This is a genomic window from Micromonospora sp. NPDC049230 (assembly GCF_040647875.1).
Taxonomy (GTDB): domain Bacteria; phylum Actinomycetota; class Actinomycetes; order Mycobacteriales; family Micromonosporaceae; genus Micromonospora.
On sequence record NZ_JBEZCZ010000026.1, the window covers coordinates 42,666 to 64,897 of the forward strand.

A 22,232-nucleotide genomic window follows, 5' to 3' on the forward strand; every position below is an offset into this window, starting at 1 on the left:
CCGCCGCGCCGCCGGCGGTCAGTGGAGCTGTCGTCGCATCCGGACGCGTCGCCGCGGTCGGCGACCTCGGTTCGGCGTGCGTCCAGCGACGGGTCAGGGCGTCCAGCGTACGCCCGGGTTCACCCGCCCGGACCAGTCGAAGACGGCCATGTTGTCCCACTGGTTGCCGGTGCCGTTGATGTTGGCCGGGTCCCAGCCGTTGCCTCGGACGGCGTACCAGGTCGGTTCCCAGTAGAAGACACCGATGGCTCCCGCGTTGCGGGCCGTGTTCTGGACCCAGTCGAACTCCTGGGCTTGCCCGGCCCAGGTCGCGCTGATGCCGTCACAGGTCGCGTCGCCGATGGCGTTCGGCTCGCTGTCGGCGTTGTCGCGGGTGAAGGGGTACGCGGTCTCCGCGATCACGACCGGCTTGCCGTAGCGACCGCGCAGGTCGACGATGTTGTTGTAGAGGTTCGACAGGGTGCCGTGCCACACGCAGTAGTACGACAGCCCCGTGATGTCCCACTGCACGCCCTGGGCCCGGATGCCGTCGTAGAACCACCTGGCGTTGGCGTTGCTGTCGCCGTTGGCGGTGTGGATCATTACCGGGATGCCGCCGCCGCACGCCTTTGTCGCGTTGTAGCCCTGCTTCAGCAGGCTGGCCAGCGGGGCGAAGTCGTTGTTGACGACCCTGCCCTCGTTCCACAGCATCCCGACGTTGATCTCGTTGCCGATCTGCACGCTGTCCGGCGGGGTGCCCTGCCCCCGGAGGCTGGCGCAGACGTCGTAGGTGAAGTTGTACACGTCGGTGCCCAGCTGGCTCAGGCTGTGGCCGGCCCAGGCGGCCGGCTTGTACTGCTTGCCGGGGTCGGCCCAGGTGTCGGAGTAGTGGAAGTCGATGAGCACCCCGAGGCCCTTCGCCCTGGCCGCCCTCGCCTGGCCCAACACCCTGTTCTTGTTGTTGTAGCCGCTGATCGGGTTGTTCCAGACGCGCAGTCGGACGTAGTTGACGCCGACGGACTTCAGGATGTCCAGTGCGTCGCGCGCGACACCGCCGGCGTCGTAGTACCTGGCGCCCAGATCCAGGCTGCGCCGCAACGAGGAGACGTCGGCACCCCGCATACTCAGCGTGTTCGCGGCGGAGGCGGGCGCGGGCGTGCCGCCGAGCGTGGCGCAGACGACGAGGATGCCGACCGTCAGGGCCCCGACCAGGGCCCTGCGGTGGTGCGAATACCTGCTCACGGGACTCCTTCTCGGGCCACTCAGCCGACCGCGCACGGGGCGCCGTTCAGCGCGAAGCCGATCGGCGGCAGGTCACCGGCGGCCCACCGCCCCTGCATGCCGAAGCTCGCGGAGCCGCCTGGCGCGAGGACGCGGTTCCAGTCGATGTTACGGGCGGACACGGCGGCGCCGGTCTGGCCGACCGTGGCGTTCCACGCCGAGGTGACCTGCTGGTCTCCGGGGAAGCTGAAGGTGACGATCCAGCCGTCGACAGGTGCCGTCCCGGTGTTCTGGATCGTCACAGTGGCCACGAAGCCGCCCTGCCACTCGGACTGGTTGCGGTAGGTCACCCGGCAGGTCGAGGGCGGCGGAGGCGTCGGCGTGGACGTCGTGGGCACGGTGACCGTGTTGGACGCGATCGACACGTTGCCCACCGCGTCCCGCGCCCGCACGTAGTACAGGTTGCGCAGCGGCGTCGACGGGGGCAGCGACGTCGTGTACGTCGTCCCCGGCACTGTGGCGACAAGTGTCGAGGAGAACCAGCCGTCGAACCGGTAGACGTTGTAGCCGAGCACGCCGACGCTGTCCGTCGACGGCGACCAGGACAGCTCGGCTGTCGAGGCGGTCACCTCGCCGACAGTCAGATTCTGCGGGGCGCTCGGCGGGGTGGTGTCCGGGCCGGTGTCCGTCACCGGGGTGACAACGGTCAGCGTGTCCGTCGATGGGGAGCGGTGGCCGAGGCCGTCCCGGGCGGCCACCCGGAACGAGTACTGCCGGCCCGGCCCGAGGTAGCTGGTGATCGTGGTGGTGGTGACGGCCCCGACGCTGGCGCTGTAGATGACGTCGTCGAACGCCTGGTAGTACGTGATCTCGTAGCCGGTGACGGCGCAGCAGCCGGGCCTGGCGGCCGTCCAGGTGAGGGTGACCGACCCGGTCCGTACCTCGCTGGCGGTCAGGTTCGTGGGCGCACTCGGCGGGAAGGGCGAGGTGTTCGGCGTGCTGGGCGCCGTCGTCGGCACCGGCGGCGCGGTGCCGGTGGGCTCCGCGGCGGACACCGCGGCCCGGCCGGGCGCCGGGGCGACCCCCGGGTACGCGCCGGGCGCCGCGGTGCCGGCGTCAGCCGCTGGCGCGGCGGTCAGAGCGGTTCCGAGCATCGCCGTCGCCAGCACGACGGCGGCCAGCAGACCCGGCAGCGGACGGCGGATCAGCGAGGACGAACGGACGCCTGTCATACCCCCGACGATGACGCAACAGATCGATGATCGCCAACGTATCTCACGCCTCGGCCAGCGCGGTGCCGCCGCTGCCGTGCGTCACGGGCCGACCGGTTCACCCCCGACCGCCGGGACTTATTACCGAATCATGACGTGCCCCTCGACGGTTGACCGTTGACCGTGCGCCGGCCCGTACCGACTGGAGACAGCCGCTTCCGGCGATGAGGAGATTCCGATGAACCGCAGAAAGAGCGGGACCCCACTGGCCCAGTCCCGGCCGGCCAGGCTCGCCATGGCCGCGCTCGTGCTCGCCGCCGGCGGTGCGCTCACCGCCACCTTCGTCTCAGGTGGCGGCAAGGGCACCGCGGACGCCGCCACCACCCTGGACCAGTTCGTGGCGATCGAGAAAGTGTCGCCGAACGTGCAGAACCCGAGACCGGCGGCCGGGGCGTCGACCGGCCGGTTCACCGTCGACTGCGGCACGAACGGCAACGGCAAGTTCAGCCCGGACAATCCGGTGGCCCAGCCCGGCATCCGCAACGGCGCCGAACACGTCCACGATTTCGTCGGCAACCTGGCCATCACCGCGAACTCCTCCAACGCCGATCTGGACGCCTCTGGCACCACCTGCCGCAACGGTGACAAGTCGTCCTACTTCTGGCCGGTGGTGCGCATCGACAAGACCGTCCGCAGCGGCAAGCAGATCCGGCAGGCCCTCGCCCAGACCCAGCCGATGGTGGTCTGCCCCTCGGTCGGCAAACGGCTGCGGGCCGTCCCCGCCGGGGCCCGCGCCGCCGTCGACCGCCTGTTGGCGGAACTGGATCGCGAGCAGGCCGCCGCGAACCAGCGGATGACCGCCACCCGGGGCCGCATCGACGCCGCGTTCAACGGGGAGGTCCTCGACTCGCTGCGGACCCGCCGCGCCGCCATGCTCAAGGAGATCAGCGCCACGATCACCTCCGCCGGCGGCAACCAGCCCGGCCTCGTCTCGCTTGTGGAGTGCGACGTCAGCTACGACGACATGCACGCCCGGATGCCCGACAGCGCCCACCGTGCGAGCGCCACGGCGGCCCAGGCCGCGAATCCGCGGATTCAGTGCCCCAGCGTGCGGGACAAGGTGCCGGGCGTACCCGACCGGGCCCTCGCCGAGGTGAACCGCAACCTCGACGACCTCGACCGGCAGATCTCCGAGGCCAACGAACGTCTCGTCAGCAGCCGTGGCCAGGGCGGCCCGGCCTTCGTCGACAACGCCATCCTCGGGCCGCTGCGTGCCAAGCGGACCGCCGCGCTCGACCGGATCGCCACCGCGATCGGGCGGCAGGCCACCCGACCGCAGGGCCTCGACGCGCTCGCCGCCTGCAGGCTGGACCAGGCCCCCAGCACCCCGGCGGCACCGAGCAGCGCGCCCAGCACCGCCACCGCGCTGCCCGACCCGCAGGGACCCAACTTCGAACTGCCCGGCAACACCGGCGGCATCGTCCGCCCGGCGCAGGTGCTGATCGAGTACCGCGGCAACCCGGTCAGCAAGGTGGTGCCGATGCCGAAGTTCCTCCGGGCCCTCACCGGCGACGCCAAGCCCACCAGCCGCGGGCCGGCCAACGCCCGTGCCACCTGGACCTGCTCGGGCTTCACCGACCGCCTCTCCGACAAGTACCCGATCTGCCCCGCCGGCAGCCAGGTGCAGCGCGTGCACGACTTCCCCGGCTGCTGGGACGGCAGCAACATCGACAGCGACAACCACCGCAAGCACGTCGCGTTCGCCGACAAGGCCAGCGGCGCCTGCCCGCAGGGCTTCCAGGCGATCCCGCAACTGCGGATCACCGTGGGGTACGACATCGCCCGCAAGGTGCAGGTCAAAGGCCAGTACGCCCTCGACTCCTTCCCGGAGGAGAACCACAACCCCTTCTCCGACCACAACGACTTCGTCAACGTCAACTCCGCGCAGACCATGCAACGCATCGTCACCTGCATCAACAAGGGCAAGAACTGCTCCTGACGCCTCGGGCAGTCTCCGCCCCAGAGGGCCGCACCCAGCGACTCCGTCTCTGGTGACCAGCAGCGAATGCTCCGGCAACGTCCCGGCCTTCGACTTCCACAACCACACCTCCCGCAACGCCGAGATCAGCTGGTCCTACACGTACCTCAATGGGTCGCAGATGTCCGGCGTACTGTGCGCTCGCCCCGGCGGAGGGGACCTGTATGTGCCAATGTTCGCGACGAAGGTGAGCTGGCAGACGCGCACCTGCTGATTCTCGGGGGCGGCGGGTGACCGGCTGGCACGGATGCTGAGCTCCCTGTTGGTGCCGCGTACCAAAGTCGGGGCGGAAATCAACTCTTCTGATCGCTACACTCGCCGCGACGCCGGCACCGCCCGCAGACCTCAGCCTGCGCCAATTCCCGACGAATGGAGACGCCTGTGACCCCCGACAAGGCGGCACCCCCCGGCATCGACCCCCGTATTCCCAGCGTGGCCCGGGTCTATGACTTCTTCCTGGGCGGCAAGGACAACTTCGAGGTCGACAGGGAGGTCGCCCAGCACGCCCTGCGGATCACCCCGGACGGGCCGGCGGCCGGCCAGGCGAACAGGGCCTTTCTGCGTCGCGTGATTCGCTTCCTCGTCGCCGAGGCGGGCATCGACCAGTTTCTCGACATCGGGTCGGGGCTGCCCACCCAGGGCAACGTGCACGAGGTCGCCACCGAGCAGAACCCGAAGGCTCAGGTGGTGTATGTGGACAATGACCCGATCGTCCTGACCCACGGCCGGGCCCTGCTCGCCGCCGAGGGCACCGCGACGGTGATCCAGGCGGACGTTCGGGCACCCCAGGAGATCCTCGACCATCCGGACGTACGTCGGTTCCTCGATTTCGACAGGCCGATCGGGTTGTTGCTCTTCGCGATCCTGCACCACCTCGGAGACGACGAGGACCCCCGAGCGGTGGCGGCGGCGTTGATCGACGCGCTGCCCTCCGGCAGCTACGTGGCGGTGTCGCACTTCCGCGACCCGGGCGAGCGAGACCCCGAGGGCTCCCGCAAGGCCCGCGAGGTCGAGCGGGTCTTCAACGAGTCGCTGGGCACCGGCCGTTGGCGCACCGACGAGGAGATCCTCTCGTTCGTCGACGGGCTCACGGTGCTGGAGCCGGGGCTGGTGCCGCTGGCCGAGTGGCGTCCAGAGTCGGGCGCGACCGCTCCGAAACAGACCGACACATATCACACCTTCGTCGGGCTCCTCGCCCGCAAACCGTAGGCTCCGCTTCCGGTGTGGTCCGTCGGCGAGAGCGCGTCCCGCCGACGGACCACACCCCGTCGATGCCGTGCCGCCGGATGGTCGCCCAACTCGGCCGGTGATCCCGACGCGACAGGTAGTGGAAGGCGCGGTCCCCGGTCAGGCTGTCGCGCGGGCGGCGGCGTCGATGAGGTCCGCGACCGGGCCGGGCTGCGAGACGGCCACCGCGTGGGACGCCTCGATCTCGACAGTCGTGGACCCGGCCCGCTTGGCCATGAAGCGCTGTAGGTCCGGCGGGATCCCCCGGTCCTGGGTGCTGATCAGGGTCCAGGACGGGATCGTCTTCCAGGCGGCCTTGGTCACGCTCTCCGTCTGGGCGGCTTCGGTAGGTGGCCGCTGCGTCACCGCCATCAGCGCGGCGACGTCGGGGTCGACATCCGCGGCGAACGCCTCCGGGAACTTCTCCTGATAGATGTACTGCTCCATGGCCGTGCCACCCCCGTCGAGGGCGTACGGGACCATCTTGATGGAGGTAAGGAGCGCACTTCCCGGAAACTTGGTGGTCAATTCGGCAACGCTCTCGCCGACGTCCGGGCTCACGCTGGCGACGTACACCAGAGCCTTGACGTTGGAGGCGCCATCCGCGGCCTCGGTCATCACCGATCCGCCGTAGGAATGAGCGGCCATCACGACCGGGCCGGACACGCTGTCCACCACAGACCGCACGTAGGCCGCATCCTTCTGCACACCGCGCAGCGGATTCGCGACGGCGAGGACCGGATAACCTCGGCGCTTGAGGTGGGCGATCACCCCATTCCAACTCGACGAGTCGGCGAATGCGCCATGGACGAGCACGATGGTCGGCATCCCTGTCTCGTGGGCAGACATGTCGGAAGCAGCATTCATCTGGCATTCCCTTCGAGAAGCCCGCTGTCGTCGGACGTGTTGGGGCAGACCGGACGACGAGGATGTGTCGACAGGGCGTTTCGGTGACGACCGCCCACTGGCCGCATTCCCGGGCTGGTGGCGGTGCAACATCCGGGCAATGTCTAGTATCCGGAGCGGGTCGGACCGCTGTCCGCGAGATCTGGAAAACCGGCCGTACGGGACCGGGCCGACGAGTCAGCCGACCGCGTCGAGATAATGCGATACCGCCGAGACGTCACCGGCATCGGAGATCAGCGCGAGATAACCGTCGGGACGGATGAGCAGCACCGTCGGCGCGGTCCGCACCTGCGGGGACAGCTTCGGGACGAACCGGTCGAGGTTGGATACGCCACCTGACTGTGGAGTCGATCGCCCCATGCGCCCGCACCGGCGAGCAAGGCTGTCGAGATTCCCGGACAGGCCCGGCCACACCATCAGCGGCCGTATGCCTCCAGCAGCCGTAGCCACACCTCGCTGATGGTCGGGTATGCGGGAACCGCGTGCCACAGCCGGTCCAGCGGGACCTCGCCGACGATGGCAACCGTCGCGGCGTGGATCAGTTCCGCCACGTCCGGGCCTGCGAGGGTGACGCCGACGATCACCTTCCGGTCCTCGTCGACGACCATGCGGGCGTGCCCCCGGTAGCCATCGAGGTGCAGGGATGCTCCGGCGACGGCTCCGAGGTCGTAGTCCACGACCCGGATCCGCAGGCCGGCCGCCGTGGCCGAGGCCGCGGTCAGCCCGACCGACGCGATCTCCGGGTCGGTGAAGACCACCTGCGGCACCGCCCGCTCGTCGGCCGTGGCCGCGTGCCGGCCCCACCGGCCGTCGTCGACCTTCGCACCCTTCGCCCGGGCGACGATCACGTCGCCCACCGCACGCGCCTGATACTTGCCCTGATGGGTGAGCAGTACGCGCCGGTTCACCTCACCCGCCGCGTACAGCCACTCGCCACCGCCGACGACACGCAGAGTGTCGTCGACTGTCAGCCAGGCACCCGGCACCAGCCCAACGCTGTCCAGCCCGATGTCCTGGGTGTTCGGCGTACGGCCGATCGCCACCAGGACCTCGTCGGCCTCCAGGAGATCGCCGTCAGCGGTGCGGATGTGGACGGTCCCGCTGTCGTCGCGCCTCACGGAGAGAGCCTGCGCGCCGACAAGGACCGCCACACCGGCATCGCGCAACGACTCCTTGACCAGCTCCCCCGCGAACGGCTCCACAGACGGCAGCACACCGTCACGGGCCAGCACCGTCACCGAAGATCCCAGAGCGGCGAACGCTGTCGCCATCTCGGCCGCCACCACACCACCACCGATGATGGCGAGCCGACGGGGAACCGACCCGGCCGAGGCGGCCTCGCGGCTGGACCATGGTGCCGCCTCCCGCAGACCCGGGACGTCCGGCAGCAGAGCACTGCTTCCGGTCGCCACGACCACCGCGTGCCGCGCGGTCAACCGCGTCACCACACCGTCGGCGCCTGTCACGTCGACGACCCGGGCGGACCGGATCCGCCCCTGGCCGCGGTGCAGCGCGATCCCCGCCGACGCGAGCCAGGAGACCTGCCCGTCGTCCTGCCAGTGCGACGCGAAGGAGTCCCGGCGTGCGAGCACCGCCGCGACGTCCAGGTCCTTCGTCACCGTCTCCCGCACGCCCGGCAGTTGGCGAGCCGTCCGCATGAGGGAGGCGCTGCGCAGCAACGCCTTGGTCGGCATGCAGGCCCAGTACGAGCACTCCCCGCCGACCAACTCCCGCTCGACGATGGCGGCGGTCAGGCCGCCCCGCACGACCCGGTCGGCGACGTTCTCCCCGACCGGACCCGCGCCGATCACGACGACGTCGTACTCCGTGGTGGTCATGTCAGTTGCCCTTCGCGCCGCGGCCGAGACGGAGTGCGGCGATGAGGAAGAAGATGGCGCCGGGGATGGCGTAGCCAGCCGCGTTGGTCAGCGACGGATCGGCCGCGGAGGCGCCGGCGATGAAGGACCCACCGGCGAGCACCGAGATGCCTCCGCTGATGATCATCGGCCACTGCCCGCCCATCCTGCGTCGGGTGACCCCCACGATCAGCTGGACCAGACCGGCCACGACCGCCCAGGCGCCCCACACCCGCAGCACCGCCGGAATTCCGGACGCGCAGGCGACACCCACGCCAACGGCGGTGATCAGGCTGACGGCGATGTTCACGTACAGCAGGGTCGACGATCCGGTGGCCCGCGACGAGCGGAGGTCGTAGATGGCGGCGCCCACGTCGAACAGCGGGTAGAGCACGAAAAGCACAGCCGTGAGCGGACCGATCTCCTTGGCGGTCGCGATCGTCACGAGTGCCCACACGATGGCGAACGCGAAGCGGACGAAGTAGAGCCGCCGCAGCGCGGAAGCGGTCTGGGAAATGCCGGGCGAAGCAACAACGGAACTCACGATGACCCTTTCCGGGGACGGATGGTGCGGGGCCCTGGCTAGAACGAACGTTCTACCTATGACAGGTTCTCACCTTCGCCGGGCATCGTCAAGACAGAACGTTCTACCCTCGCGGGTGATGAAGGCCGCACGTCCGGCCAGCCGGTCGCCTACTCGGTGAGGTGACGCGAGCGCAGGCCGGCCATCGCCGGCCGGGTCAAGCGGCTGGTCCGTGCGGGGCCCGTGAGCCACTGCCGGGGAGCCTCAGCCGCGTCCGCCGGACAGGGCGTCAGCGCACGTGATCTTAAGACCGAACGTTCTATACGCTAGAATTGGAGGATGAAGCGCGGCGCACCCGCTGATCGGCCCTCTGAGGCGCGATCCCGGCTCCTCAGCACGGCAACCAAGATCTTCTACGCCGAGGGCATCCACTCCGTCGGCGTTGACCGGATCATCGCCGAGGCGAAAGTGACACGGGCCACCTTCTACCGGCACTTCCCCAGCAAGGAAGACCTCATTCTCGCGTACCTGCGGGAAGTTCACCGGATGGATCGCGGCGCGGTCGGCGCGGCCATCGCCGCCAACCCGCCGCCGGCCGATCCCCTCCTGGCGATCGCTGGCGCCATCGCCGAGGGCATCCAGTCCCCCGGGTTTCGCGGATGCGCCTTCCTGAACGCCGCAGCGGAATATCCCGACGCCGACCACCCTGTGCATCGGGAGATCATCGCCCACCGGCAGTGGTTCCTGGACACGCTCACCACGCTGATGGCACAGGTCCACAAGGAGACGGCAGAGCCCGCCGCGCGTCACTTCGTCATGCTCCGCGACGGCGCCATGGCAGCCGGCTGCCTCTTCGACCCCGCGCTGGTGGCCGAGACCTTCCTGCGGGGGGTCGAGGGTCTCCTCCGGATCAACGCCGAGCGCCAGTCGGCCGAATCCGCCAGTTAGCGCTCCCGTGCGAGTGCCGGGGCGGGCTGGTCGCTGTACACGGCCGCGCGGTCAGGCCTCGGAGTCGCGATCGTGGGATGTCTCCCGCCCGATCGGCGACGCGGGCACCTCCGGCGGCCGGCCCCGGTTCCACAGCGCGTCGCGCAGCGCGATCAGGGCCAGCACCCCGGCCACCACGCTCAACCCGGCCATCGGCGCCCAGCGGGCCAACGCCGGCGTGACCAGCAGCAGGGCCACCAGGCCGATAGTCAGGGAACGGGAAAGCCGGCCGAAGATCTCGTACTCCAGCCGCAGACGGGCGACGAGGAAGAGCATCGGGCCGCCCACCACGAACAGGAGCCAACCGGGTCGGAGCAACCCGTACGGGTGATCGATCACCAGCTCGTATCCGACCGCCGTGACGAGCACGCTGAGCACGATCAGCAGATGAGTGCGTTCCGACACCGCGCCCAGCCGACCGGGCATGCCCGCCCGCTCCAACGCATCGGTCAACAGCAGGCCGGCGCGGTGAAAGTAGATCCGCCAGAGCAACGCGCTGGTGACGAACGCGGTCCCGAAGGCGGCTGCCCGCCCGGCGGAGTAGTCCGTGCCGCTGAAGACCACGCCGATGACCAGGATGGACTCACCGAGCGCGATGAGAAACACCTGCTGGTAACGATCGGCGAGGTGCGTCCCGGCGATCCGCCAACGGCCGATCTTCGAAGCCCCGAGCCGCGGCAACGGCCAGCCCAGCGTCCAGGCGAGGTAGTCGACGGCAAGGGCGGTAGCCCACAGCGGCAGGCGAAGCCGGTCCGGGCCCAGCGCGCCGCCCAGCCAGAGCGGTGCGCTCGCCGCCGCCCACACGGAAAGCCGGAACGGCACCAGCCATCGCGGATGGCCACGCAGCGCGGCGGCGACCACCATCGGCCGCACCACCATCACCGTCAGGTACGCGATCGCGAACGGCAGCGCCCGCTCCTCCATGGCGCGCGGGAGCGCCACCGCCATGACCAGGCCGGCGAACATGGTGCCGACCACCACGGCCTGGATGATCGACCGCTCCGGTTCGTAGCGACTGGTGATCCAGGCGGTGTGTGACCAGATCAGCCAGAGCGCCAAGAAGAGCAGCAGCGTACGGCCGAACCCGGTGACGAGCGCCCAGCCAGTGTCATCGCCGAGGCCGGCGAATCGTTGCGAGACCCGGGTGAGAGCCACAACGAAGGCCAGGTCGAAGAAGAGCTCCAGGAACGTGGCGCGACCCGAACTCGAGGGAGGGCGCAGCAGGTCAGCGCCGTGCCCCGCCGCCATCGCCCGCCTCCGTCCGCCCCTTGTCGCACCAACGAGTCGGTCGTCGCAGGGTTGCGTCAGGCTCCGACGGCGGCCCACGTCCAGGGCGTGTGTCAAAGTCCTCGGTCGAGCCGAGGCGGAGTCCAGGCGGCGGTCCGGGCCCGCCGCAGGCCGGCCAGGGGCTTTGCCGCACGCCCTAACGGCTCGCTGCCAAAGCGACGATCCTCGTCGTTATCGCTGCCACGAGTCCCGCCAGTGCGGTCAGCAGCGCGCTGATCTCCCCGATCCACTCAGGTGCCCTGCGGGCTGGGGCCTCATCACCGACGTGCGGGCACTGTCGATCGTCCATGCCTGGCCACTCCCCTTGACGTCTCGCCACCAGATTGCCAAGAGATCTTCGGGCTTCCTTCAGGTCTCCGCGAGAACCTGTGGACAACACACCGGTCGTCCACAGACACGCAGCGCATTCGCGAAGGTCAACGCCTCCCCGGGGCGCGCGCACGGTGGTTGCCCTCTGGCAGCGTGCGGGGCAGACCGATCGGGTTGACGGTGGTGCCGGGGAGCTGGATCAGTGGCATGACCTCCGCAGGAGCGTGGCGCCCGTGTCGAAGGTGCTGTTCTTCTTCTGCGTCCTCGATGAGCGTCGTCCCACTCGCCCCGGGTCAGCAGGTTCCGCATCCCGACCGGTCTGGCGTCCCCGGCATGTTCGGCGGTCGTCAACGATTGATGGCGACCGTCTCCGCCTTCTCGTCACCCGACGTGCGGGCTCGGCCAAGGTCAACATCCCCGGGGCTGAGTACTAGAGTCGGGGGATGTCCGAGCACCGCCGCCTTCCGCTGTGGGCGGGACGCACGGCCGCGCTGCTGGGCATCGGGCTCGTCGCATTCACCCTGCGCCAGGCGGTTGCCACGATATCGCCGATCCTCGGCGACATCCGGGTGGACGTCCCGATATCGAACATCGGCGTCGGGCTGCTCGGCACGTTGCCACCGATCCTGTTGGCGGCATCCGGGTTCGTCGCGCCGCGCGTCGCCCGTGGCTTCGGCCTCGATGGCGGCATCGTGCTCGCGCTGCTGCTCATGACCCTCGGCCATCTCGTACGCGCGTTCGCCCCCGGCTTCGCGGTACTCCTCGCCGGCAGCGTCGTCGCGCTCGCCGGCACGGGCATCGGCAATGTGCTGCTGCCGCCGATCGTGCGGCGCCACTTCCCCGACCGGGTAGCACTGCTGACCGCCGTCTACGTCTGCGTCGTGGGCGTGGGCACGGCCGTGCCCGCCGCGGTCGCCGCTCCGGTCGCCGAGCAGATCGGCTGGCGGTTCTCGCTCGGCATCTGGTCGGTGACCTCGGTAGTCGCGCTCGTTCCGTGGCTCGTCATCGTCGCGCGGGAGCGCCGCCAGCGACTCTCGGATGCCGGCGCCGTCGAGTCCCCGCCTACCGCCCTCGTCTCGCGACTGTGGCGGTCACGCGTGGCCCTGTCGATCACCGTCGTATTCTCGACCAGCACGATCTGCACCTACGCGGCTTTCGCGTGGCTGCCCGAGATCCTCGGCGACATCGCCGGCTCGACGCCGACCGAAGCCGGCGTGCTGCTCGCCGCCACCGGCATCATCAGCGTGCCCGGCGCATTCGTCGCGCCACTGCTCGCCGCGCGGCTTAACGTCGGCTGGCTGATCGCCACCGGTGTCGTGAGCTTCTTGTCCGGCTACCTCGGCCTGCTGCTCGCGCCCACGACACTCACACTGCTCTGGGTGCTGCTCATCGGCTCGGGGTCGATCCTGTTCCCGGTCTGCCTCGTGCTCATCAACATCCGCACCCGAACCCACGGCGGCACCGTCGCGCTGAGCGGCTTCGCCCAGGGAGTCGCGTACGCTCTCGGCGCGCTCGGTCCGCTGCTCGTCGGGCTGCTGCACGACGTGAGCGGCGGGTGGACCCTGCCGCTGCTGTTCCTGCTCGCTGTCACCCTCGTGGCGGCCATCCCGGCGATCACGCTTGCGAGGCCGGCGTTCGTCGAGGACGAACTCGCCCGCTAACGCACCGCCGGGACGACCGCCCTGGCGCTGCTCGCCCACGCCTCGAAGCATGACCACGATCCCCGGCTGGCGTACGCGGTCGGTACGGGCCTCCGGGATCTGCGCGGCCATCCGCTGAACTCCTGGTGCCACCCGTCGAGGTCGAGCCGTCAGTGTCAGATCGCCCAGATCAGCTCAGCGGAGGTGCGGAAGCCGGGAGTCCGTTGTTCAGGGCCTGGAGAATCAGATCGAGCCCGAACTCGAATTCCTCGTCCAGTGGACGGGGCAGGAGGTGCACGACCGAAGCCGTGGCGGGGTATCGGTCCCCGCCTCCGCCAGGAACGTGTCCTCCAGGGTCGAACGGCTGAACGGTCCGCAGCTGCGCCACGCGCTGCGCGCCTCGCTGGGCTCGTTGGTGACTGTCGTCGCCCCGCTTGTGCTGCTCGGTGCCTCTGCTCTCGGCGCCTGGCCCGTCACCCCCGCGTTGCGGGTTTCCGCAGCCGTCCTCCTCGCAACGCTCGCCGCCGTCGCGATACGCGGCATCAGGGTGCCGTGGTGGCAGCGAACGCTGTTCCTCCTGACCCTCGGTGTCGCCGGCCTGCTGGTCGTCTGGTTGCAGACTCTCGCGCACGGATGAGCCGCCACGTGGACCCGATGACCAGCACTGAGCCACCAGCGAGCGCCCCGGAACCAGGCGCCGGAAAGTGGGGCCCGGCCCGGACATCGCCGGACGCCGTCGCCGGGACGCCAGGTGTCGTCACCGGCCGGCCGACCCACATCTGAGACACCCGCCGAACCGGGGTGGTGATGGGCGACGCCAGTGCCGGGCAACTACGCCAGACTCGGCACTCGCCCGGCGGAGATCCGCCGCCGGACCGGTCGGAGCGCGATCCCGATGGATGTCCGCAGTATGCACGACTGGCACCGGGTAATCGTGGCGGCTGACCGACTCGCCGGCTGCTTCGATGTGAAGACCGGCCTCCGTCAAGCGTGGTCGTTTCAGTGCCTCACTGACATCTGTCCGTTCGACATCCCGATCACGTGGACAATTCGGAGATGATCCTGAGGTTCGACCGCGATCGCCGCCAGGGACTCCACTGCTACGTGATGCGTGCCGACGAGGCGGACCTGCCCGGCCCCATGTGGCCGGGGTTGTGGGAGCAGGACTACTCAGAGAGCCCGGACCTGAACCCGTGGATTCGCCACGCGATCAACAACAACGACGGTGAGGCCCTGGCGGTGTGGCGGACGCTGATCTGGGAGCTGACCGAGGGCCGGAGTCGGTTCGCCACTCCCGCCTACTACCGGGACGAGGCAGCACAGGTGCTTCGTATCGACCGGGAGGACATACCGCTGGTGCGGTGGGAGTACGAAGTCGACGTCGAACGGTCCGAATGGCCCGACGCGGACATCGGGTTCGTCCCGGCCCGTTCCTGCGTCGCGCTGCCGCCGGCGACGGACTCGTGGCAACGAGACCACGCCGGATTCGCCGGCCTGTTCGAACTCACCAGCCAGCGGGATCTCACCGACCTCGCCCTGGCCGTCGCTGGCGATGCCACCTCGGAGATCACGCTGTTCGCCCTCGCTGAGGCGGAGCGGGCACGCCTTCTGACCAGGGCACTGAACCAGCGCGACCGTCCCGGCCTGACCGAAATCCTGCAACCGGGCGACATCTTCGTTGACCTGGCCGTAGTCCACGACCTCGGCGCCGGCGCCGCCAGCTACCTGACCATCAAAGCGCCAGAGGCCATCGACGACGTCGACCACCTGGCCGAACATTACAGTCGAGCGTTCCGCCGCTACGCGACCCAGGTCAACCAGATCCGCACCTTCGACGAATTTCACCACGCGATCGACGACCTGCTGGCCCCACCGCGTACCACAGGCACCTCCTGACGGCGGTCCCTCAACTCACGCCTCCGCGTACGCCCGGCGCGAGACGTGGGTAAGGTCAGTCGAATGATCTTGAGGATCGCTGAAGCCGGGCTACCAGCATCGGCCATTCGGCCGGCGTGCCCTTTGGCTGCCGAGCTTGTCCCATCCCCGTGTTCCAATCCCGTCATGCATGTCGTGGTCTGCGGCGCACTCGTGGAGAACCACGCGGTCCTGCTGGTACACCGCAGCCCGACCCGCCGGGCGTACCCGGATCTCTGGGACCTGCCCGGCGGGCACATCGAAGCGGGCGAGTCGGAACTGCAAGCCCTCGCGCGTGAGATGCACGAGGAGTTGGGGATCCACATTGTGGCGGAAGCCTCGTCACGGCTGGGCGACCTGCACGCCGGCAGTGGCGAGGGCGCCGTCCACGTGGCCGTCTGGCACATCAGAGACTGGGTTGGCTCCCCCACCAATCGTGCCCCTGAGGAGCATGACGACATCGCTTGGGTCGGAATCAGCGAGCTGGGCGGCCATCCCCTCGTTTTCGGCACCCTGCCGGCGTTGCTTGGTTCCCGGTCAGAGCCGGACCGGCTGCCTCGTCTCGACGAAGCACGAACGACGGCATCGCCGAGCGGCCGGTAGATCATCGGTCGCGGGCCGAGGCCGGGTGAAGGGGGTACGAGGGTCGTGACTCGGCGGCGCGATCGGGCGGGCTCGAATTCGGGTCACTCCTCCGGGGCGATCAGCCGGTCGTCGGTGGCGTCGCGGACCATGATCGCCTCCACCGGGCACGAGTTGGCGGCGTCGACGATGACCTCGGCCGGGGCGACGACGTCGGCAAGCGGCGCGGACAGGCCGTCGACCAGGTGGAAGTGCTCGGGCGCGGTCCCGGCGCAGATGCCCGTGCCCACGCAGCGGCGCGCGTCCACGCCGACCCGCCACTCGGTGCTCACCAGGCCACCGGCATGCTGAGCAGGCCCCGCACCAGCATGCCCCGCTTCCACTCCAGCTCGGCTTCCGCAACGGCGAGCCGTAACCCGGGTAGGCGAGTCACGATGGTGGCGACGGCGACCTGCAACTCCATGCGGGCCAGTTGCGCCCCCACGCAGTGGTGTACGCCGTGCCCGAAGCCCAGGTGCGGGTTCTGCTCGCGGGCGAGATCCAGCCGGTCCGGGTCGGCGAAGACCGTACCGTCCCGATTCGCCGACGACAGTGAGCCGAGAACCGGCTCACCTGCCCGGACCAGCACCCCACCGACCTCGACGTCCTCCTTGGCGTACCGGGCGAAGGACGAGCCGACGCCGAGCGGCACGTACCGCAACAGTTCCTCGACCGCGGCCGGCACCAGCGACGGGTCGGCCCGCAGCCGAGCGAGCTGGCTCGGATTGTGCAGCAGGACGTAGACGAAGTTGGGGATCTGGGTCACGGTGGTCTCGTGGCCGGCCGCGAGCAGCCCGCCGGCCAGCTCCACCAGCTCGGTCTCGCTGAGCCGATCCTGATTCTCGTCGCGGGCCCGCACCAACGCGCCGAGCAGGTCGTCGATCCCCGGCTCACGGCGGCGCTCGGCGATCAGGTCACCCATGTAGCCCCAGAGACTGTTCAGGTACTCCTGGATCGTCTCCGGGGGCAGGCTGGTGGTCGAGACGATCGCCTCGGACCAGGTGTGGAAGCGGTCGCGGTCGGCGTACGGGACACCGAGCAACTCGCAGATCACCTGGATCGGCAACGGCGTGGCGACGTGCTCCACCAGGTCGGCCGGAGGGCCGAGCCGGACCATGTCGTCGACAAGGGCGTTGGCGATCTCCTGGGTTCGGGGTCGCAGCGCCTCCACCCGACGTGCCGTGAACGCCTTCGCCACCAGCCGGCGCAGCCGAGTGTGCTCGGGTGGATCCATGGTCAGCATGCCGCTGTCCTGCTGGCGTTGGGTGAGCCTGGGCTCGTCGCGCTGGACGGCCGGGGCGCGGCCGAACCGCACGTCGCCGAGGACCGTACGGACGTCCTCGTAGCGGGTGGCGAGCCACGCCTCCTCGCCGTAGGGGAGCTTTACCCGGGTCATCGGCTCGGTCTCACGCAGCTCGCCGTAGGTCGGATCGACGACGAGGCGGTCGGGCACACTGAACGGGTACGACCGTGCGGGCGCGACGGTTCGGCTCTCGGTGGTCTGTGCGCTCTCCGTCATCCGGTTTTCCTTCGTCGAGACGGCGTGCTCCTCGGGCCGGCACCACGTGCGTCGCGGTGCCGGATCGCCAGCGGCAAGGACGTACGAACGACACACATCAACGCTCGGTGATTCGTCGATATCGGATCGTAGCGGCAGGCGTCGATGATCGCCATGGAGGTTGGTCCTGGCTCGTCGGCGACAGACGCGGACAGACACGCCTGACAGGGTGATCGCGGGTCGCATCGGGCTGGCATGATCAATTGGTGCGGGTGGTGACGGTCGTGACAGGACCGATTCCGCTGACGTGGTTCTTGATGTCGCGGGTGCCGCGAACCCGATGGCTGGTTGCGCTGCTCCTCGCAGGGTTAGCCCGTGCAGGCGTCGGGCGGGGTCTTGCTATGCCATCCACTGTGGAGCTGAGAAGCTACGACGTCGTCGGCCGCAGCCGAGACGAAAAGCAGGGGCGGCAGGACTCGAACCTGCAACCTTCGGTTTTGGAGACCGGTGCTCCACCAGTTGAGCTACGACCCTGTGGAGGTGTTCCAGTAACGAGAAAGCCGCAGTGCCCCGGTCGGGGTGGGCGGCTTCGCAGCTTGCGCTGGCGCCATCCGCGCCGCCACCCCGGCAGCCAGTTCTGCTCACTCGCGCACAGATCGTGGGCTCGCCCGATGCCCTCGCCCTTGTGGCCGGCACGGCTCACGGTGGGGAACACGCCGACCAGAACGGCACCCGGGCCCGGAGCGGGTGGCTCCGGGCCCGGTCAGCGTCCCGAGTCGCAGGGACGGTACGGGTCGCGGGTCAGGGGCTGGTGCAGGAGAGGTTGCCGGGCGCCGCGCTGCTGCTGCCGTTGACCAGGAAGCCGAAGGTGGTCGAGGCGTCCGCACCGAGAGACCCGTTGTATTCGGTGTTGCGGACGCTGACCGCCCCACTGGTACCGGTGTTGATGCCGTTCCAGACATTGGCGATGGTCTGCCCACTGGCCAGCGTCAGTCGTACGGTCCAGCCGCTGAGGGTGGTGGAGCCGTTGTTGGCCACTGTGACCTCACCCTGGAAGCCACCGTTCCAGTTGTTGACCATGCGGTACGTCGCGCCACAGCCACCCGGCGGCGGCGTGGTCGGCGGAGCACTGGTCGGCGGAGCGCTGGTCGGCGGAGCACTCGTCGGCGGAGCGCTCGTCGGCGGAGCGCTCGTCGGCGGAGCGCTCGTCGGCGGAGCACTCGTCGGCGGCGTGCCGGGCACTGTGGTCGAGGCGGCGTTGAGAGCGTTGAGGACTGCGGTGTACGCCGCCTTGGGGTTGCTGTTGCGGTCGAAGAGCAGCGGGTTCTCGTTGCCGCGCCAGGAGTCGCTGTCCCGAATGCCCCACGTCGTGATGCCGACGCAGCGGGGGACGTTCATGCAGGCCTGGGTCAGGCCCTGGTACTGGCTGGTCGAGGCGTTGGTGACGTCCGCCTCGGTCAACGCCACGTCGACCCCGAGGGCGGCGAAGCTGGACAGCGTCTGCTGGAAGTTGCTCGGCAGTGAGCTGCCACCGGTGAAGTGGGTCTGTAGGCCCACGCAGTCGACCGGGACGCCCCGGGCCTTGAAGTCTCTGATCAGGTTGTAGACGCCCTGCGTCTTGGCGTACGTCCAGTTCTCGATGTTGTAGTCGTTGTAGCACAGCTTCACGCTCGGGTCGGCGGCGCGGGCGGTCCGGAACGCCACCTCGATCCAGTCGTTGCCGGTGGACTGGAGGTTCGACGACCGCCGGCTGCCGTTCTCGGCGTAGGCCTCGTTCACCACGTCCCAGTAGGCGAATTTGCCCTTGTAGTGGGCCATCACGCCGTTGATGTGGCTGATCATCGCGGCCCGCAGGGCGCTGCCGCTGAGACTTCCCCAGAACCTGGGCTGCTGGCCGTGCCAGGCCAGGGTGTGACCACGGAACCGCATGCCGCGCTGGGTGGCCCAGTTGTAGATCGCGTCACCGCGACGGAAGTCGAACTGACCGGGGTTGGGCTCGGTCGCGTCGGGCTTCATCTCGTTGACGGCCGTCATCATGTCGAACTCGCGGTTCGCGATGGTCAGGAAGCCCGAGTCGGTGAGACGGTCCGACCCCATGGCGGTGCCGAAGTACCTGCCGCTGCGCTCAGCGGCGGCTTTCAGGGTGGTCCCGGGCGGTCCGCTGAGGTCGGCGCGTGCGAAGGTCGCCAGGGCCATCGAGGACACGGTGATGGCCAGGGCGCAGGCTCCGCCCAGAAGCAGCCTGGTGGCACCCCTGGTTCGGCGTTTCGGTTGAGCGGGTAGGTCGTTCATCTGTGCCTTCTCCTCGGTGTGCTGTCTGGTCCATTGCCGATGCGAGGCACGACACCGACGATCGCCGCACGGCCGACGAACGAAGCACCGCGCTCGCCGCTCGGCCAGCACGCCGCAGGTAACGCCGAGCCGGCGCCAACCCAGCCGCGCCCGAATCGGTGGCCACCGCGGGCTGCCCGGTCCGCCCGGTGGATGGCGAGCACTCCGCGCCGTACGCCCGTGCGGAGTGACACTGCCTGCCGCGATGATATATCGAATCAATTCGATCCGCTCGGCCGGTGGTCGGTGACGTTGACGAATTCGACATGATCCACTGCGGTTGTTCCGGCGTTGACTCGGAGGCAGGAAGGCGCAACCCTGTGGAAGCGCTCCCATCGTCGAGCTCCTATGCGAAAGGAATGCTCGTGCGTCCCACCACCGCGCTACTCCCTGTCGTGCTCGCCACGGCCCTCGGCGGTCTGGCCCTGCCGGAGCCCGCCCTGGCCGCGGCCGGGCCGGCGCTCACCGTCGACACCACCGCCGCCCGCCATCAGATCAGCCAGTACATCTACGGCATGAACTTCGCCGACCAGGCCCTCGCTGAGGACCTGCGGCTGCCGGTGCACCGCTACGGCGGCAACGCCACCACCCGCTACAACTTCCGTGTCGACACCACCAACCGCGCTGCGGACTGGTATTTCGAGAACATCCCCAACGACAACCCGAGTCCGGACGACCTCCCGGAGGGCTCGGAGACCGACCGGTTCGTGCAGCAGAACAAGGCCACCGGCGCCGCCACGATCATGACAGTGCCGATGCTCGGCTGGATCGCCAAGGACCGGTCGCGGGCGTGTGGCTTCAGCGTCGCCAAGTACGGCCCGCAGCAGTCCACCGATCAGTGGGCACCGGACTGCGGCAACGGCATCAAGCCGGACGGGTCACCGGTCACCGGCAATGATCCGGAGGACACCAGCGTCGCCGTCGGTCCGGAGTACGTCACCGACTTCGTCAACCACCTCAAGGGACAGTTCGGCGCCGCCGCCGACGGCGGGGTCCAGTTCTACAACCTGGACAACGAGCCGGACCTGTGGCAATCCACCCACCGCGACGTCCGACCGACCGGGATGGGCTACGACGAGCTACGCGACCGCACCTACGAGTACGCCGCCGCGATCAAGGCTGCCGACCCCGGCGCGAAGACACTCGGTCCCGTCGGCTGGGGCCTGAACTCGATCCTCTACTCGGGCCTCGACCAGGACACCTGCTCGCGTACCGGCTGCTGGTCGAACCCACCGGACAAGGCCGCGCACGGCGGCCAGGACCTCGGCCCGTGGTACCTGGACCGGATGCGCGAGTACGAGCAGCAGCACGGCACACGCATCCTCGACTACTTTGACGTCCACCTCTACCCGCAGCAGGCCGGCGTGCTGGGCGATGCGGCCGGCGATGCCGACACCCAGGCGCTGCGGCTGCGCTCGACCCGCCAACTCTGGGACCCGACCTACGTGGACGAGAGCTGGATCAACAGTCCGGTTCGGTATATTCCGCGCCTGCGCGAGCTGGTCGACAAGCACTACCCGGGCACGAAGATCGCGATGACCGAGTACAACTGGGGCGCATATGGGTCGCTCAACGGCGCGCTCACCCAGGCTGACGTGCTCGGCATCTTCGGCCGCGAAGGGCTCGACCTGGCCACCCTCTGGACCGCGCCCACGGCCGACCAGCCGGTGGCCAACGCGTTCCGCGTCTACCGCAACTACGACGGCAAGGGCGGCGCGTTCGGCGAAACCTCCGTCCAGGCGACAAGCGCCGACCAGGGCAAGCTGGCTGTGTACGCCGCCGAGCGCAGCGCCGACAAGGCGCTCACAGTGGTCGTCGTCAACAAGACCGGCGACGACCTGACCAGCCCGGTCGCCCTCGCCGGCGCCTCCGCCAGCACCGCTCAGGTCTACCGCTACAGCGGGGCGAACCTCGCCGGCGTCGTCCGGGAGGCCGACCTGCCGGTGACCGCCAGCGGCCTCACTGCCACCTTCCCGGCCAACTCGATCACCCACCTGGTGCTGCCGCGCGGCACCACGCCCGGCGACACCCAGGCGCCGACCGCCCCGGGCAAGCCGACCGCCGGCACGATCACCGGCGACAGTGTCGCGCTGGCCTGGACGCCGTCCACCGACGACACCGACGTCACCGGCTACGACGTGCACCGGGTCGACACCGCCGGCCCGGTGAAGGTGGGCAGCGCCACCGGCACCACGTACACCGTGACCGGGTTGACGCCAGACACCCCGTACACCTTCGTGGTGACCGCCCGGGACGCGGCGGGCAACGTCTCGGCGGCCTCGCCCGGCCTGGCCGTGCGGACCGCGCCCACCGAACCGACCGCCAGTTGCGCTGTCGGCTACACGGCGAACGGTTGGCCGGGCGGCTTCACCGCGGCCGTGACGATCAAGAACACCGGCACCACAGCGATCGACGGCTGGAAGCTCGCCTTCGACTTTCCCACCACCGGTCAGAAGGTCGACCAGGGCTGGTCGGCCACCTGGAAACAGAACGGAACGAGCGTCACCGCGGACAGCATGAGTTGGAACGGCAGACTCGCTCCCGGCGCGTCCACGAGCATTGGCTTCAACGGCACGTGGAGCGGCACCAATCCGGCACCAACCGCCTTCACCCTCAACGGTCAACGCTGCGGGTGACCTGAGAGACCCTGCTCCCCGCCACATCGGCGGAGCAGGCGCGAGGGG

The 22,232-nt window shown here is 69.4% G+C and carries 19 protein-coding genes and 1 tRNA gene; 9 read left to right on the plus strand and 11 right to left on the minus strand.

All coding sequences use genetic code 11. The features are described from left to right. Positions 1-93: 93 nt before the first annotated feature. Positions 94-1,191: a glycosyl hydrolase 53 family protein gene (locus tag AB0A95_RS21370; RefSeq protein ID WP_357557575.1), complete on the minus strand. Its 1,098-nt coding sequence runs from the start codon at positions 1,189-1,191 to the stop codon at positions 94-96. A 50-nt stretch (positions 1,192-1,241) separates the two neighbouring features. After that, positions 1,242-2,432 carry a cellulose binding domain-containing protein gene (locus AB0A95_RS21375; protein WP_357557509.1) on the minus strand — a complete coding sequence of 397 codons (1,191 nt, stop codon included), beginning with the start codon at positions 2,430-2,432 and terminating at the stop codon, positions 1,242-1,244. Between the two features lie 217 nt (positions 2,433-2,649). On the opposite strand from AB0A95_RS21375, the gene AB0A95_RS21380 reads away from it, so the two are divergent. From AB0A95_RS21380 to AB0A95_RS21390, 3 genes are all read left to right on the plus strand, one after another. After that, a complete protein-coding gene (locus AB0A95_RS21380) occupies positions 2,650-4,410 on the plus strand; it encodes a DUF1996 domain-containing protein (protein ID WP_357557510.1) in 1,761 nt (586 codons plus the stop codon). A 52-nt stretch (positions 4,411-4,462) separates the two neighbouring features. Then, positions 4,463-4,663: a hypothetical protein gene (locus AB0A95_RS21385; RefSeq protein ID WP_357557511.1), complete on the plus strand. Its 201-nt coding sequence runs from the start codon at positions 4,463-4,465 to the stop codon at positions 4,661-4,663. A gap of 167 nt (positions 4,664-4,830) precedes the next feature. Continuing rightward, positions 4,831-5,658, plus strand: a complete 828-nt coding sequence (locus AB0A95_RS21390; RefSeq protein WP_357557512.1) for an SAM-dependent methyltransferase — start codon at positions 4,831-4,833, stop codon at positions 5,656-5,658. 138 nt (positions 5,659-5,796) lie between these two features. On the opposite strand, the gene AB0A95_RS21395 is transcribed toward AB0A95_RS21390, so the two are convergent. The 4 genes from AB0A95_RS21395 to AB0A95_RS21410 form a co-directional block, all read right to left on the minus strand. Beyond that, on the minus strand, positions 5,797-6,504 hold the full coding sequence (locus AB0A95_RS21395) for an alpha/beta hydrolase (RefSeq protein ID WP_357557513.1): 708 nt from the start codon (positions 6,502-6,504) through the stop codon (positions 5,797-5,799). Between the two features lie 255 nt (positions 6,505-6,759). Beyond that, the gene (locus AB0A95_RS21400; protein ID WP_357557514.1) at positions 6,760-6,999 is read right to left on the minus strand and encodes a hypothetical protein; all 240 of its coding nucleotides are present in this window, start codon (positions 6,997-6,999) and stop codon (positions 6,760-6,762) included. Further along, positions 6,999-8,420: an NAD(P)/FAD-dependent oxidoreductase gene (locus AB0A95_RS21405; RefSeq protein ID WP_357557515.1), complete on the minus strand. Its 1,422-nt coding sequence runs from the start codon at positions 8,418-8,420 to the stop codon at positions 6,999-7,001. Before AB0A95_RS21405 ends, AB0A95_RS21400 begins: the two co-directional genes overlap by 1 nt. Before the next feature lies 1 nt (position 8,421). Further along, positions 8,422-8,982, minus strand: a complete 561-nt coding sequence (locus tag AB0A95_RS21410) for a hypothetical protein (protein ID WP_357557516.1) — start codon at positions 8,980-8,982, stop codon at positions 8,422-8,424. A gap of 318 nt (positions 8,983-9,300) precedes the next feature. On the opposite strand from AB0A95_RS21410, the gene AB0A95_RS21415 reads away from it, so the two are divergent. Beyond that, positions 9,301-9,909, plus strand: coding sequence for a TetR family transcriptional regulator (locus tag AB0A95_RS21415; protein WP_357557517.1), 609 nt, complete (start codon positions 9,301-9,303; stop codon positions 9,907-9,909). A 51-nt stretch (positions 9,910-9,960) separates the two neighbouring features. Here the strand turns inward: AB0A95_RS21415 and AB0A95_RS21420 are convergent, their stop codons facing one another. Beyond that, the gene (locus AB0A95_RS21420; protein ID WP_357557518.1) at positions 9,961-11,196 is read right to left on the minus strand and encodes a low temperature requirement protein A; all 1,236 of its coding nucleotides are present in this window, start codon (positions 11,194-11,196) and stop codon (positions 9,961-9,963) included. A 791-nt stretch (positions 11,197-11,987) separates the two neighbouring features. Between AB0A95_RS21420 and AB0A95_RS21425 the strand changes: the two genes are divergently transcribed. The 4 genes from AB0A95_RS21425 (at position 11,988) to AB0A95_RS21440 (ending at position 15,701) form a co-directional block, all read left to right on the plus strand. Then, positions 11,988-13,205, plus strand: coding sequence for an MFS transporter (locus tag AB0A95_RS21425; RefSeq protein WP_357557519.1), 1,218 nt, complete (start codon positions 11,988-11,990; stop codon positions 13,203-13,205). 322 nt (positions 13,206-13,527) lie between these two features. Then, a complete protein-coding gene (locus AB0A95_RS21430) occupies positions 13,528-13,821 on the plus strand; it encodes a hypothetical protein (RefSeq protein ID WP_357557520.1) in 294 nt (97 codons plus the stop codon). A 419-nt stretch (positions 13,822-14,240) separates the two neighbouring features. Further along, complete coding sequence (locus AB0A95_RS21435; RefSeq protein WP_357557521.1) at positions 14,241-15,080, plus strand: hypothetical protein; 840 nt, start codon at positions 14,241-14,243, stop codon at positions 15,078-15,080. A gap of 165 nt (positions 15,081-15,245) precedes the next feature. Then, complete coding sequence (locus AB0A95_RS21440) at positions 15,246-15,701, plus strand: NUDIX domain-containing protein (protein WP_357557522.1); 456 nt, start codon at positions 15,246-15,248, stop codon at positions 15,699-15,701. Positions 15,702-15,784: 83 nt separating this feature from the next. Here AB0A95_RS21440 and AB0A95_RS21445 read toward each other — a convergent pair whose 3' ends face one another. The 4 genes from AB0A95_RS21445 to AB0A95_RS21460 all read right to left on the minus strand — a co-directional run bounded on the left by AB0A95_RS21445 (position 15,785) and on the right by AB0A95_RS21460 (position 19,413). Continuing rightward, on the minus strand, positions 15,785-16,012 hold the full coding sequence (locus tag AB0A95_RS21445; RefSeq protein ID WP_357557523.1) for a ferredoxin: 228 nt from the start codon (positions 16,010-16,012) through the stop codon (positions 15,785-15,787). Next, entirely contained in the window at positions 16,009-17,238 is a 1,230-nt protein-coding gene (locus AB0A95_RS21450) for a cytochrome P450 (RefSeq protein WP_357557524.1), read from the minus strand. The genes AB0A95_RS21445 and AB0A95_RS21450 overlap by 4 nt, the downstream gene beginning before the upstream one ends. A gap of 440 nt (positions 17,239-17,678) precedes the next feature. Continuing rightward, positions 17,679-17,751: transfer RNA gene (locus tag AB0A95_RS21455), tRNA-Trp, on the minus strand. A gap of 267 nt (positions 17,752-18,018) precedes the next feature. After that, positions 18,019-19,413 carry an endo-1,4-beta-xylanase gene (locus AB0A95_RS21460; RefSeq protein WP_357557525.1) on the minus strand — a complete coding sequence of 465 codons (1,395 nt, stop codon included), beginning with the start codon at positions 19,411-19,413 and terminating at the stop codon, positions 18,019-18,021. A 494-nt stretch (positions 19,414-19,907) separates the two neighbouring features. Here AB0A95_RS21460 and AB0A95_RS21465 point away from each other — a divergent pair, with 494 nt between their 5' ends. After that, positions 19,908-22,184, plus strand: a complete 2,277-nt coding sequence (locus tag AB0A95_RS21465; protein WP_357557526.1) for a glycoside hydrolase family 44 protein — start codon at positions 19,908-19,910, stop codon at positions 22,182-22,184. Positions 22,185-22,232 lie beyond the last annotated feature (48 nt).